We start from the raw sequence: 13,255 nt of genomic DNA on the forward strand, positions 1-13,255 counted from the left end.
AGCGATGTCGTAGCCACTCACCACTTGACGGAACGGCGCAGGGATGGTGCGAGAGGCGGTATTTCAACCTGACTTGACAATGTCGGAGAGGAATTGGACCATACGCGCATGCAAGCGATTTCCAATCCCCCGAATCCATTTGAGTCACGGCATCGCGAACTGCTCGAGCCCGCGGCCCAGACCAGAGTGGACGTGTTCGAGGATGCGACACGCGAGATTCTGAGTCGCAATGAAAGTCCCGATCTGCCGTTTCGGTGGAGCGTGAATCCCTACCGTGGCTGTTTTCACGCTTGCGCCTACTGCTATGCGCGGTCGTCCCATGAATATTGGGGCTTCGGTGCCGGAACTGATTTTGAATCGAAACTTATCGTCAAGCCGAATGCGGCTGATTTGCTTCGAAAGGCCTTTTTGAAACCATCCTGGAAAGGGGAAGTCATTCTCTTTTCCGGGAATACGGATTGTTATCAACCGTTGGAAGCGACCTATGGTCTGACGCGGGCGTGCCTTGAGGTCTGTGCGGAGTTTTGTAATCCTGTCCGGATCATCACGAAGTCGGTGCTCGTGATCAAAGATATCGATCTTCTGGTGGCGCTTCATCGGCAGGCGTCGGTCCGTGTCTTTTTCAGCATTCCCTTTTCAGATGCCGGGATGGCCCGTAAGGTCGAACCGCACGTGCCGTCCCCCGAGAAGCGATTTGCAGCGATGAAAACACTGGCTGATGCCGGCATTCCTACCGGCATTTCTATTGCGCCCGTCATTCCCGGCCTGAATGAGGACGATATTCCAGACTTGCTGATGCGGGCCAGGACGGCCGGGGCGGTGGACGCCGTGTACGTGTTGCTTCGGCTCTCCGGAAATGTGCAATCCGTCTTTCTAGAGCGTATGGCCGTCGCCTTTCCTGACCGCATCGGCAAGATCACGAATCGCACGCGTGAAGTTCGGGGCGGTCGTCTCTCGGAAGGTCAATTCTTCAAGCGGTACGAAGGACAAGGATCCCACTGGGAGCTCATTCAGCAGCTGTTCGAGGTGGGTCGGCGGAAAGCGGGGTTTCCGGATTCTCATGACGAGACTGCGGCCTCATCCACGTTCCGTCGGCCCGAGTCGTTGCCCCCGCTGCCCGTACAAACTATGTTATTTGAGTAAGGAGGAGAGGCAGGATGAAGCACAACCCAGGGTTCTTGAAACTCGTAGAAGAGGCCCGGCGACAGGTCAAGGAGTGCACGATTGAGCAGGTCAAAAGCAAGCTCGATCGCGGAGAAGTGTTCGAATTCCTCGACGTGCGAGAGGACAATGAATATGAAAAGGGTCATGCTCGCGGTGCGAGACATCTTGGACGAGGTGTTTTAGAGCGCGATATTGAGACGATCGTTCCGAACAAGCGGGCCGACATTGTGCTGTATTGTGGTGGCGGCTACCGATCGGCTCTTGCGGCCGACAGTCTTCGGCAGATGGGATATTCCAATGTCACATCGATGATCGGCGGCATCAAAGCCTGGCGGGACGGCGGCTATCCGATGGATCTGCAGTGAAGGCCAATGCAACAATTCATGCAATGGGCGGCAGTAAGTTTTCTATGTCCAGTGTTGCGTTGCGCCTGATGTTTCCATGACCCGCCGGGAACTCTTCAGCCGTTTGACATTCGGTGTGGCGTTTCTGTCCGCACTGGCTTTTGCGCCTCGTGCGCTCTTGTGGAATCTATTGTTCGAACCTGAGGCTTTGCTGGTTCCTCCCAAGCCGCTCCCTCCCAACCCGTTTCATCGGGATGGTAAGGCACTGGTGGCCATGATACATGGACGCGACCCGGCGGTCATGTTGAGCGAGGGGGTGGCTTTGCTTGGTGGACTCACGTCTCTTGCGGTCGCCGGGAAGCATGTGTTCATCAAGCCCAATGTCTTGAATAACCGCCCCCCGCCGAGTACGACCAGTTCAAGGCTCGTCTCGGCCGTGGTGCAATTAATCAGGGAGGCGGGAGGAGTCGTGACCGTCGGAGATAGTTCGGGCATGATTAGATTTCCGACCTCCGAGAACTTAGCAGAGACCGGTGTGCGACACGCTGCGGAATCGGCCGGAGCCGGCGTGCTGGCATTAGAAGAGCAAGCATGGGTCCGGGTGGAACCGTCCTTGGCAGTCGCGTCTCCGAGCTATCTGATCTCAAAGCCGGTCTACGATGCCGACATACTCGTCAATCTTCCGGTCGTGAAAACGCATCAGTTTGCCCATTATTCGTGCGGCTTAAAGAATCTGGTGGGCATTGTTCATCCGCGCTATCGGCCATCTATTCGATTTTTGTCAGGGCAGTGGCATGAGCAGATTGCGGACCTAAACCTTGCCGTTCATCCTCATCTGACGATTGCCGATGCGACGACGATGATGATTGCGGGAGGTCCAACCAGCGGGACGCCTGTTCAAGCGGATGTCTTATTGTTAAGCGGGGATCGGGTCGCATTGGATGCGGTCGCCGTGGCACTGATCCGATCGTACGGGGCGTGGCCCAAAGTACAGGGCACGCCGATTTGGGCTCAGCGGCAAATCAAAAGGGCCGGCGAACTCGGTCTTGGCGTGAAGGGACCAAGTGAGATGGAACTACTGGTCAAGTCGCTTGAACCGGAGGATGCTGAATTTGCCCGGCGAGCCGAGTTGGTTCGCCGGGACGTCATGATGCTCTAAAGGCGGTGGCGCACATTTGCCGCCTATTTATTCTGGCGATCGAATTCTTTGATGACCTGATCGGTCAGATCGAGGGTGTCCCGATGGTACAAGACGATTTTGAGGGTGCTTTCGCTGCCCTTATCGACGACGAGTGTGAAGCCACCCTTTTCCGCCACTGATTTCGTGGCCGTGCCGATCTTTTTCATGTACTCGTCGACTAATTCTTTTTGTTTTGCACCCAATTCCTGATTGAACTCTTGGGCGCGCCGCTGATAGTCCTGCAGTTTCGTGCGGAACTGGTTCTGCTTGTCGCGCTTCTGCTGTTCATTCAGAGAGGCATCTTGTTCCTTCAATTGCTTCTCGAGATTCTTCAGCTCTTCTTCATCACCGGCCAATAGCTTCTGGCGCGTGGCGGCGTACTCTTTCAAGGTATCCAGCGCCCGCTTGCCGGCCTTCGATTTTTCCAGGACGGTTTGAGGATCGACCACACCCATTTTAAAAGAGTCCGCCGCGCCTGATAAGGACGGTGTCACCGTGAGGACGACTGCCGCCAAGAGGGTCAATATCATTCCCTTTCGTGAAGCAGTGGTCCTCTCTTGTCTCACTTGCATAACCTCTCCTTTCGCATCGTGGAATTCATGCTCCTGAAGCGTGGGGAGGATAGGCCGTAGACCGTATGGCTGTCAAGCAATCCTCATCTGAGTTGTTCGTATGAAAGTGGGAGCGTAGAATATCCCTGCCGGCTGACACGGCAGGCTTTTGACCAGGAGGAGCGCGATGACGGATGACACGCGAAGCGATCATCTCCGGTTCGTGAAAGCACTACAGCACGAATCGCTCCTGTGTGGGAACGCTGGGTGTCCAGGCCCTGTCGAGGTGATCGACCAATCCCGACTCCGGGATCGCATCCGCACGTTTGAGGCCACCTGTTCCCGATGTCAATGGTATCGGCGGCTCAGCGGGTCGGAGTCATTAAGCCCACCCTGGGATGACGCCTCATTGCTGGCCATGGCGAATGAGCATTTGATGCACCAGCAGGCGATCTGTCCGTTTGATGAGACCCCCGTCATCTTTACGTCTCTTCCGAATCCTCGCCGAAAAGCCCGCTATCGTCTTTCTTGCTTTTATTGCGGCCGGCAGGCCGAAATGGACTGGCTTCCCTCGGAATGGAAACGATAGCCGACGTGCTGGCATGAATTCGTGAACGCCTGCTGCGGCAGCCGATCCTCGTTGCCCGGCGAAGGCTTTCTCGTTTGGACTCGTCATCGGACCCGGAGGACGTCTGAGTTGCCCTACATGGAAGAACCCGGGCTTCGGTCTCAACTGCCCCGACGTGTTTCTGAGGAATGCACGTGAGGTGTGTGCACAGGACAATGTGGCGAGCTATGAACCCTCTGGAACTAGACGAAATAACGGCCGGTGTCGAAGCGATATTCCGTATTGTCGACGAGCCTGACAACCCATCGCAGGTATTGACCGGATCCGTCCGTTTCAGCGAGATCTAATTCGGCTCCTTCTTCAAGAGGATTCCCTTGCGTATCGCTGATCACTTTCACGATCGGTTGGTTAGCAGCGGTCTTGTCGGGATTGGGCTGAAGCACGACGGCCAGCTCATTCGTATTCAGTAACACGAGACTGCCGATTGGAATGATACCGACACAATTGACAAACAATTTCAACAGAGTCGAATCGAAAGACTGGCCGCTCTTCGCAAACATAATTTTCAAGACCTTTTCCGGAGGGATCGGTTCACGTCGATACACCCGTGCGGAGGTCATGGCATCGTAACAATCGGCAATCGTGAGAATCCGTCCCGTCAGAGACTGCGACCATGGCACGGTCAACTTGGGGTACCCTGAAAAATCGAAATTCATATGATGCTCAAAGGATGCCGCCGCCATTCGTCCAGGCAGATTGGTAATGCCGCGTAAGCGAATTAAATTAACGACGCCTTCTGTGGGATGGCTTCGCATCATGCGCCAGTCGTCCTCCGTGAGCTCCGAGGGTTTATTCAGCACGTCCAGGGGAATAGAGGATTTTCCCGAATCATGGAAGAGCGCCGCCAGTCCTAGGTCGGCTAGGTCGACTTTCGAATAACCGGCACGGTTGGCTAACGCCAATGAGAGGACGCAGACATTGACGGAGTGGTTGTGCGTATATTCATCGTGACAGCGGAGGGTTGTGAGACCGAGAAGAATCGATTCATCATATTTCATGAGATCGACAAGGTTTTCGATGGCGCGTTTTGCCTGCTTGAAGTTGGGGGCCCGGCCGTCGCGCAAGCTGTTGGATAGGTTTTGAACGGCCCCTGCCGCTTGGGCATATCCGCTTTTTGCCAGGGACCGTGTCGCTGAGTGGCGGTCCGTCCGTTTTGGGCCGGCCGTTTTCGCCTCTTGCAATGTAATATTCTGGACGCCCCGCTCGTTCAACTGCAGTACGAAATCTTGAATAGTGATGGCGTTTGGATCGAGCGTGGCGAGCAGATACGCGAGTTCCCGCAGATCGTTGGCCTGCGTGGCGGGGGAGAATGAGATCGCGCCGATCTTCCAGGCGGCAAAGATATCCATTAATCCGGTGAAAACGGAGATTTGCTGGGCGTTCATTTTTAAATGCATGTCACCGAGGAAAAAGAAATCGTTTTGGAACCGGAGTGTGACTGCGCCGTCATGGGCCAGGGTCTTCACAATGGCTAAAATGGCATTGACGGGCTGGTTCAGGGCAGCATTGCCGCGATCATGGATACGCGCGGTTCTGAGTAACGAATACAGTTGGCTGACACACTGAGCGCCGAGCCAGAGAATCTGTTGATCCAGAATATCTCGTGCTTCGGATCCCATGGCGACTTTGGCAGACAAGGATTTTTCATGGGTAAGGAACGGTTGGTCTGCCGAAGGGGTCGATTCGAGGGCGAGCTTTACATCACTCATGAAGGTTGGTTTCCTATGGTGGCTCGTTTCATAGCTGACGCCAATGCCTCGGTACAGGCTTTCCGGATAGCTCGGTTCAAGCGGCGTTGGCCCGCCTTCAACACGACGATGGCTGCCGATGTTCCCAGGGCGCCGAGTGCTTCAGCGGCGAGGACACCGACTTCTTGGCGCTTTTTTCGATTCGTCCAGGAAGATTGCGTGACTAAGCGATTCCAGTATGGAATATTCTCTTCACCGGCAGTCTGGCGCATCGCCCGGAAGATGGCTTTTTTCTCGGGCACCGATCGGTCATGGAACGACTTGTGGTCTACGACCGGCATCCAGGCGTTGAATGTCGCAGTGTAGGTATCGTTCAGGAGCACTTTGAGCGCTAGTTGGCGTATGGATCCCTCGGCATCGTTGACAAACGGGATGAAGGGATCTGCGTTTCCTGAAGGCCGAATGATTCTCAGCGTCCGCAGGATTTCTTTGCGGACTCGGACGTCTTCATGAGAATGGATCGGTTCCAAATGTTTGACGAACTGCTCGTGTCCCAGTTTGCCAATGATATAAATCAGGTTGCGTACCACGTACCATCGTGAATCCGCCAGACCCCGTATTAAGAGAAGGGGATTCTGTTTCGCGTGGGTGGTCAGCACATCGCAGACCATCATGCGATGTGACTTGTGCTTCAAGTTCGCCATCAGTGTGCACAGCGGTTGAGCGGTACTGGGATTCAGCATCAGAAGCAGCGCTTGAACATCATCGATGCTCGTGCTCGAAGACGCATTCAACGCCGTTTCCATCGCGGTGATATTGCGCGGGTGTCCGAGTGAAGTGAAGAGGTCTGCCAGCTTGGCTTTATGTTGATTGGAGAGATTCGGGCACAATTCTTGTGCCTCATGCAGGAGACTGACAAACGTATTGAGCAATTTCCAGTTGCCGTCCCGTATGAGGGTTGCGAGGATGTCGCCAAAAAGTTCCAACAGTCTATTGAGCAAAGTGTCCGACGTTTCACTGGCCAGGATGGCCGTTAACATGTCGAGGAGATAGGTCGTATTGTCTCTGGCCGACTCGGAGTCGATTTCTTGGCGCAGTAGTTTCTGCTCCTCCGGAGAAATCTCATAGACGGCCTGTCCTCCTGCCCCTTGGCTTCCGGCAGAGCGAGGTGGCCCTTCTTGGGGGCGTGCGGACTCAGTGCGGGCAATATGACGAAGCTCTGAAGGAGGACTATTGAATGTGCCTGACTCTTGTGGGGTCAGCACGGTCATGACGTCTGATGATTTCACAATTTCTTCGGCCGTCACAAAGGAAATCGTGGATAAGTTCTTCTCCCACAAGCGCGTGACGATATCGTCATCTGAAGTATCGGAGTCGTATGTACCCCAGAGTGCTTCGAGGAAGTAGGCGAGGTCTTCCTGGCTCAACCCCTTATGAAAAGACAGTTCGCGGATTCCATCTGCGTGTAATTTGAGGGCGAGATTTTCGCTCGAGGAGGTTGATTGATAGACGGGCACACCTTTATAGAGGAGTTCCGAGCGCTGTGCCAGGAACTGCAACACATCATGTGCCGCTAATTGAATGGTCAGATATTCATAAAATTGTTGAAAGAATTTTTGCGCAACGGGATTATTGGGACCATACGTTCGCGTCGTTTTAAAGGTCTTGTCCAGCAATGCTAGGAGATGTTTCACGGCATGAAGCTCAGACGCTGCAACTCCGCCAAGGGAGTTTGAGGGGAACGCTAAGGGTGTAGGGTTGATCTCTGTCATGAGTTTGAAGCACTGTAAGGAGTCATCGAAAACGCTGCAGGCGCATTGTGTTGGTCATGAACAATACCTGGGCGGCTTAATGAGCCATAGCAATCCATGCCTGGACCAGACTTTGCTACAGTGAAAAGTGTCCTTGGTCTGGCACACTTTGTCAATTTTATACACGCCACTAGCTCATTAGAAATCTACGGTGACTTGATGCGGAACTCAAGTTCGACATCCATTGTTTGCTTTGGAGATAGCCTTACGGCTGGTTACCAATCTCCGACCCACAAGGTTCCCTACATTCGGGAAACCCCATACGGCTCGTTTCTCCAAGCGCGGTTAGGCTCACAGGCGATCGTGATGACTTCCGGGATGTGCGGGGAGCTGACCCGCGATATGGTGTTACGGTTCCGGCAAGACGTTCTGGTTCACCGCCCTCACTATGTCGTGATTCTGGGCGGCACCAACGATCTTGGATGGCATGTCACACCGGCCGAGATTTTTAGCAACCTCATATGCATGTATGAACAGGCCCTTGGCGCAGGAATACAGCCGGTGGCTGTCACCATCCCCTCGATCAGAATGGAGGTAGATCCTGCCGCCGGGCAGTGGCTGAAGGAGCTTGTGACGCAGCGGCAGCAGTTGAATAAATTGATTGCCGAGTATTGCGCCAAGAATGAGATCGCCTGTGTCGATCTGTTTGCCGCGACGGCGGAGGCAAATACGTTACTGCTCGCCGGCCCGTACTCTAACGATGGATTGCATCTTACCACGGAGGGATATCGGAAAATGGCGGATCTTCTCTATGAGCAGGTCTTTCAATCGGGCGTTCCCGGACAAAACTAAAGGACTCATGGCCGTCTCATGATTCAGGACATTCACGATCACAATTTTGACCGTACCGTTGAATGTGCAGGCGTCCCAGTGCTGGTGGAATTCTGGCAGCCCGGATGTGGAAGCTGTCGGGCGCTCATGCACGAGCTGGAGAAGCTTGATGCGGAATGCGGTGAACGCCTCCTGATTTTAAAAATGAATGTCCAAGAAAATTACCAAATACCGGCAGAACTTGAGGTTTCATCCCTTCCGGCCCTTGCTCTGTACATAAATGGACAATTTGAGCGTTTCATCGGCGGGCTAGGAAAAAAAGAAGAGCTTCGGAAACAACTCCCGCCTCTGTAGCCGCCCCCGGGACACTTCTGCCTGTCTTTGTCTCCAAACTGTTGTTTGACACCTCAGTAGTTTTTGTTACGGTTTGAACTGATGTTTCAATCAATCATTTCTATCGGGGTGGGCCTATGAATGCCAAAGCAAGGGCGCGGGCTGGAATACTATGCTGTGTCGGTCTCATGCTGCTGTTGGAATCAGGGTGCGCGCGCTGGATCGATGGTCATGCCGTGGAAAAAGGCATGCAATCGGGACGTGGAGAACACGGTGTGGAAGTCGAAGTGCCGTTGGAGCACGGGCAACGCAAAGCGGCAGAGGAGATGCCTTCTCTTTCTCGGTTTCAGCCATCGGATCCACTCAGCTTAGGCAGCAACCTAAGCGAAGAACGGATTCCAAATGATGTCGTCGTTATCTCGCCTCCAATGTCCTCCGCCAGCCGAGGAGGCGCGTATGGCGAAGGGTTGAGCGGTCAGGAGCGGCAACAGGGAGAACGGTTGGCGGCTCTCGCGGGGTTGGAGGACATCTTTTTTGGCTACGACAGTTCCACCGTGTCCAGCGCTGCCCGTGAACGATTGCTCTACGCTGCTCAGTGGCTGCAACGAGATCCAAGGAATAAGCTCACGATAGAAGGGCATTGCGACGAGCGGGGGTCGAATGACTACAACCTTGTCCTAGGAGAAAAGCGCGCACGTGCGGTGCTGAATTTCCTGCGGGATCAACATCTCGATGGGAGCCGGCTAATGGTCGTGTCTTATGGGAAGGAACGACCGTTTTGCCGTGCCCACGATGAAACGTGCTACCAGCAAAATCGACGAGGGCATCTGGTCGTTCGGCACTAACGTAAAAGTGACACCAACACTACATGGTGCGCCAAGCCCGGCCGTCCGCCTGAATTAAGCGGTCAGCTTCTGCGGGTCCCCAACTACCCGCCGGGTATTCAGGCAAGCGTCTTAACTTTTCTTCCTTCCAGCCGTGCAAAATGAGCGTGATCCAGGCCCACGATGCTTCGACGGCGTCACGACGCATAAAGAGGGAGGCGTCTCCGATCATGACATCGAGCAAAAGCCGTTCGTACGCTTCAGGGGTGCCTCCCGAAAAGGCATCATCGTAGTTGAAATTCATCTCGACGGGATGAGTCTGGGCTTTTGTGCCGGGCACTTTCGAGATCACTCTCAACGAGAACCCTTCCTTGGGCTGAATCCGCAGTGCCAAGACATTGGGGGCCTGTGGAACGGTCGGATCGGCATTGAACAGAATTTGTGGGATATCTTTAAACTGCACCGCGACTTCGCTTGCTCGTTTTGGCATAGCCTTTCCGGTTCTCAAGTAGAAGGGTACACCCGCCCAACGCCAATTCTCCACGAATAGCTTGAGCGCCACATAGGTCTCGGTTGTAGAATCCGGGTTCACTCCCGGCTCCTGGCGATATCCAGGCACTTCCGCCCCGCCGATTTTGCCGTGCCCGTACTGTGCCCGGACGGTCATCCGCTTCACATCTTCTCCATTAATAGGGCGGAGGCACCGCAACACGTTCATGCGTGCATCGCGGACGACATCGGCATCAAGCGAGTGGGGCGGCTCCATTGCCACGAGGCAGAGCAATTGCAAGATATGGTTTTGCATCATATCTCTTAGGGCGCCGATCTTGTCATAATATGCGGCGCGGGTGCCGACTCCTTCCGTTTCGCTGACCGCAATTTGGACATGGTCGATGTATTTGCTGTTCCAGATCGGCTCGAAAATGCTGTTGGCAAAACGCAGGACCATGAGATTCTGGACAGTCTCTTTGCCCAGATAATGATCGATCCGAAAGATCTGCGATTCATCGAAAACTTCTGCAAGCGCGGCATTGATCTGTCTTGCCGACTCAAGGTCGTGCCCAATCGGCTTTTCCACGATGATTCGACAGAGGGGCTTGTTGAGATCTGCCCGGTACGCCAATCCTGCCTGCTGCAAGCCTTGGCAGATGGGAGCAAATGCATCAGGAGGCACGGCCAGATAAAAAATACGGTTGCCAGGCAGGTGTTGATCGGCTTCCACCTGCGCTAACAGTACCTTCAACCCCTCATAGGTCCCCGGTTCCCAGATGGAGCCCCGATGATAGAAGAGCCGGGATTCGAAGGCAGACCATTTTGAAGGGTCCACGGGCCGGCGTGAATATGTCCCCACGCCTGCACGCATACCGGCGCGGAAGTCTTCATGCCGTAGCGCCTTACGGCCGTTCCCAACAACGGCAAAGCCAGAGGGCAGCATGCCGTCGAGCAACAAGTTATAGAGGGCTGGAATGAGTTTTCGTCGTGTCAGGTCGCCCGATGCACCGAAAATCACCACGGTACACGGCTCAATCGCAGTTTGTCGCCCGCGGTCTGAAGGCCGGCTGACTTGGACCATGGAACGCTTCTCCTCTTCGGTTTTCAGCGTTTGACCGCGTGTCCGCCGAACGCGTTACGCAATGCCGCCAGCATCTTTTCGGCAAATGACTCCGATTGTCGAGAACGGAACCGTGTGAATAAGGCGCTGGTCAGCGCCGGGACCGGGACATCTTTCTCAATGGCTTCGGCGATCATCCATCGCCCCTCACCGGAATCTTCGACATAGCCCTTCAGCTTCTCTAAACGAGGATCCTGAGCGAGGGCATCGGCTGCCAGTTCAAGCAGCCACGACCGCACGACGCTGCCATGCATCCACAGGTCGGCGATCTTTGGAAGGTTCAATTGATACTCGCTCTTTGCCATGAGTTCGAAGCCCTCCGCATAGGACTGCATCAGGCTGTATTCGATGCCATTGTGAACCATTTTCACATAATGACCGGATCCATGGGCGCCGACATGCGCCCATCCGGACGGGGGGGCCAGCGTCTCGAAGATTGGCGCCAGGCGTTTCACGGTACGCTCGTTGCCACCAACCATCAAGCAGTAGCCGACTTTTAGTCCCCATACACCGCCGCTGGTTCCTGCGTCGATGTACTCAATGCCTTTTTGGCGCAAGGTCGTCGCACGACGCACATCATCATGAAAGAGTGTGTTGCCTCCGTCAATCACGATATCATCCGATTGAAGGTGCTCGGCTAGGTTCCACACGGTTTCCTCTGTCGGATTTCCAGAAGGGACCATAATCCAAGCCGCTCGCGGCGGAGTCAGCTTGGCGGCCAAATCGGCGAGCGACATGGCCGCGATGCATCCCTGCTGTTGTTGGGCCCGCTGGACAAGTTCGGGGTTTCGATCGTACACCACCACTCGATGGCTGCCTTGGCGCAACCGTGTCACCATGTTCATGCCCATTTTGCCTAAGCCGACGAATCCGATCTCCATCACGACCTCTTCGAGAGTAGGTGAGCTGGTCTCTAATAGTGGATTGTAGCATAGTGCCGTTGCGGTATTGCCGTATTGTTCTGCACTGTCAGGTATACCGCCTTTCCACGTCGCACATCGACAAACGCCATCTGTCATTGTCATCATTGCTTATGATGCGCTCACTCGATGAGTAACTGATGTCTATTTCCTCAGTGGGATCCGACTTAGTTCACTCCTAACCCTTTGGGCGTGCCCGCTCGGCAGTTCACTATGAAACCGTTTTGACAGGACCTGTCCTGCTGAAATACACTTACGCCGCTCATAACCAACGTTTTCACTGCTGCCGACAAGAGAGGCCGGATGATTTCGACACAGCATGGTGTCACGCTCGCAGTCGGGATCATCGGCGTACTTCTTACGGTCACGGTCCAGGACACGCTGGCGGGAGAAATCGGTGTCATTACATTCGTGCAAGGATCGGTGACGCTCTCCCATCCCCGGGCGCCTGCCGCACCAGCCAAGTTTCGCGATGATGTACGCTTTCATGACGTCATCGAAACTCAGAAAGCATCCAGAACAAAAGCGCTGTTCCGGGATGACAGCATTCTGACGGTCGGAGAGCGCAGTCGGATTGAAATCACGGAATACGTGTTTAACCCCCATGAAAACGTCAGAAGTGTCATCATCAATCTGGTTACCGGCAAGTTGCGAGCCCTGGTGGGAAAGGTCTTTGCCGAATCGGGCTCACGCTTTGAAATCCACACGCCGTCGGCAGTGGCGGCCGCGCGAGGGACGTATTTTATCGTGTGGCTTGATGACACGGGGCGGACGGGGGTCGCGAACATCGGCGAGCATGGTCGTGTCGACTTTACGAGCCACGGCGTCACAGTTATTCTGGAATCAGGAGAATTCTCTGAGGAGAGGGAAGACGGTCCAGCCATGCCGATTCCGTTTAGTACGAATGGAGGCAACGTGTTCGCGAAGCGCCCAGCCGATATCAATACGCTCGTCTTCCTGCAGCGCACGATTCTGGATACAGATGTAAGAGAACTCCTGAGGGTGGAGGCCCATGGTGAATCAATTTCATCTGCTGGTGCCGGCCGGGCGTTAGGGCTGTTGACGTCACCACCGTCATTGCCCGGCGGCGGTACGCTGACGCCTCCTGCGGTTATTTCAGGGGCGGCCGCGCTAAGAGGCGGCGGGATACTGCTCGAAGGAGGCACCCTATCCGCAATTGGAGCGAGTGGAAACATTCCAGGTGGTGGCGGAGTGTCACCGCCTGCAGGTCCCCCGATCGTCACAAGTCCCATCGTGATTCCGACCCCGGGTACTCCTCGAAGCCAAGGAAGTCCATAGAAGTTGGAGCCTTTTTGCGCTCCCTCGCATGATTGCAGGAGGCGCATACCAGACGCCTGATGTATGCTGTCAATTACCTAATCCTGTCTCCCTCGCCAGACCCATTCAACATGTTTACGCCTCGGCATTT

The 13,255-nt window shown here is 54.7% G+C and carries 13 protein-coding genes; 8 read left to right on the forward strand and 5 right to left on the reverse strand.

The window, feature by feature from the left end:
- Positions 1 to 108: 108 nt before the first annotated feature.
- The 3 genes from ACWHYZ_RS08585 (at position 109) to ACWHYZ_RS08595 (ending at position 2,667) form a co-directional block, all read left to right on the forward strand.
- Entirely contained in the window at positions 109 to 1,143 is a 1,035-nt protein-coding gene (locus ACWHYZ_RS08585) for a PA0069 family radical SAM protein (RefSeq protein WP_447986861.1), read from the forward strand.
- A gap of 14 nt (positions 1,144 to 1,157) precedes the next feature.
- Positions 1,158 to 1,529 carry a rhodanese-like domain-containing protein gene (locus ACWHYZ_RS08590; protein ID WP_447986862.1) on the forward strand — a complete coding sequence of 124 codons (372 nt, stop codon included), beginning with the start codon at positions 1,158 to 1,160 and terminating at the stop codon, positions 1,527 to 1,529.
- A 76-nt stretch (positions 1,530 to 1,605) separates the two neighbouring features.
- The gene (locus ACWHYZ_RS08595; RefSeq protein ID WP_447986863.1) at positions 1,606 to 2,667 is read left to right on the forward strand and encodes a DUF362 domain-containing protein; all 1,062 of its coding nucleotides are present in this window, start codon (positions 1,606 to 1,608) and stop codon (positions 2,665 to 2,667) included.
- A gap of 23 nt (positions 2,668 to 2,690) precedes the next feature.
- Here ACWHYZ_RS08595 and ACWHYZ_RS08600 read toward each other — a convergent pair whose 3' ends face one another.
- On the reverse strand, positions 2,691 to 3,260 hold the full coding sequence (locus tag ACWHYZ_RS08600; RefSeq protein WP_447986864.1) for an OmpH family outer membrane protein: 570 nt from the start codon (positions 3,258 to 3,260) through the stop codon (positions 2,691 to 2,693).
- Positions 3,261 to 3,426: 166 nt separating this feature from the next.
- Between ACWHYZ_RS08600 and ACWHYZ_RS08605 the strand changes: the two genes are divergently transcribed.
- Positions 3,427 to 3,828, forward strand: a complete 402-nt coding sequence (locus ACWHYZ_RS08605) for a hypothetical protein (RefSeq protein WP_447986865.1) — start codon at positions 3,427 to 3,429, stop codon at positions 3,826 to 3,828.
- A 221-nt stretch (positions 3,829 to 4,049) separates the two neighbouring features.
- Here the strand turns inward: ACWHYZ_RS08605 and ACWHYZ_RS08610 are convergent, their stop codons facing one another.
- Both ACWHYZ_RS08610 and ACWHYZ_RS08615 read right to left on the reverse strand, forming a co-directional pair.
- Complete coding sequence (locus tag ACWHYZ_RS08610; protein ID WP_447986866.1) at positions 4,050 to 5,576, reverse strand: HD-GYP domain-containing protein; 1,527 nt, start codon at positions 5,574 to 5,576, stop codon at positions 4,050 to 4,052.
- Complete coding sequence (locus ACWHYZ_RS08615; protein ID WP_447986867.1) at positions 5,573 to 7,249, reverse strand: HEAT repeat domain-containing protein; 1,677 nt, start codon at positions 7,247 to 7,249, stop codon at positions 5,573 to 5,575. The genes ACWHYZ_RS08610 and ACWHYZ_RS08615 overlap by 4 nt, the downstream gene beginning before the upstream one ends.
- Before the next feature lie 276 nt (positions 7,250 to 7,525).
- Here ACWHYZ_RS08615 and ACWHYZ_RS08620 point away from each other — a divergent pair, with 276 nt between their 5' ends.
- The 3 genes from ACWHYZ_RS08620 (at position 7,526) to ACWHYZ_RS08630 (ending at position 9,315) form a co-directional block, all read left to right on the forward strand.
- Positions 7,526 to 8,158, forward strand: coding sequence for an SGNH/GDSL hydrolase family protein (locus ACWHYZ_RS08620; protein ID WP_447986868.1), 633 nt, complete (start codon positions 7,526 to 7,528; stop codon positions 8,156 to 8,158).
- A gap of 18 nt (positions 8,159 to 8,176) precedes the next feature.
- Entirely contained in the window at positions 8,177 to 8,491 is a 315-nt protein-coding gene (locus ACWHYZ_RS08625; protein ID WP_447986869.1) for a thioredoxin family protein, read from the forward strand.
- A gap of 116 nt (positions 8,492 to 8,607) precedes the next feature.
- Positions 8,608 to 9,315, forward strand: a complete 708-nt coding sequence (locus tag ACWHYZ_RS08630; protein ID WP_447986870.1) for an OmpA family protein — start codon at positions 8,608 to 8,610, stop codon at positions 9,313 to 9,315.
- Between the two features lie 19 nt (positions 9,316 to 9,334).
- Here the strand turns inward: ACWHYZ_RS08630 and zwf are convergent, their stop codons facing one another.
- Positions 9,335 to 10,867: a glucose-6-phosphate dehydrogenase gene (gene zwf / locus ACWHYZ_RS08635; RefSeq protein ID WP_447986871.1), complete on the reverse strand. Its 1,533-nt coding sequence runs from the start codon at positions 10,865 to 10,867 to the stop codon at positions 9,335 to 9,337.
- A 23-nt stretch (positions 10,868 to 10,890) separates the two neighbouring features.
- Positions 10,891 to 11,787 carry a phosphogluconate dehydrogenase (NAD(+)-dependent, decarboxylating) gene (gene gnd / locus ACWHYZ_RS08640; RefSeq protein ID WP_447986872.1) on the reverse strand — a complete coding sequence of 299 codons (897 nt, stop codon included), beginning with the start codon at positions 11,785 to 11,787 and terminating at the stop codon, positions 10,891 to 10,893.
- A 342-nt stretch (positions 11,788 to 12,129) separates the two neighbouring features.
- Here gnd and ACWHYZ_RS08645 point away from each other — a divergent pair, with 342 nt between their 5' ends.
- Positions 12,130 to 13,125, forward strand: a complete 996-nt coding sequence (locus ACWHYZ_RS08645; RefSeq protein WP_447986873.1) for a FecR family protein — start codon at positions 12,130 to 12,132, stop codon at positions 13,123 to 13,125.
- The last annotated feature ends 130 nt before the right edge of the window (positions 13,126 to 13,255 follow it).

The organism is Nitrospira sp. Nam74 (genome assembly GCF_965152615.1).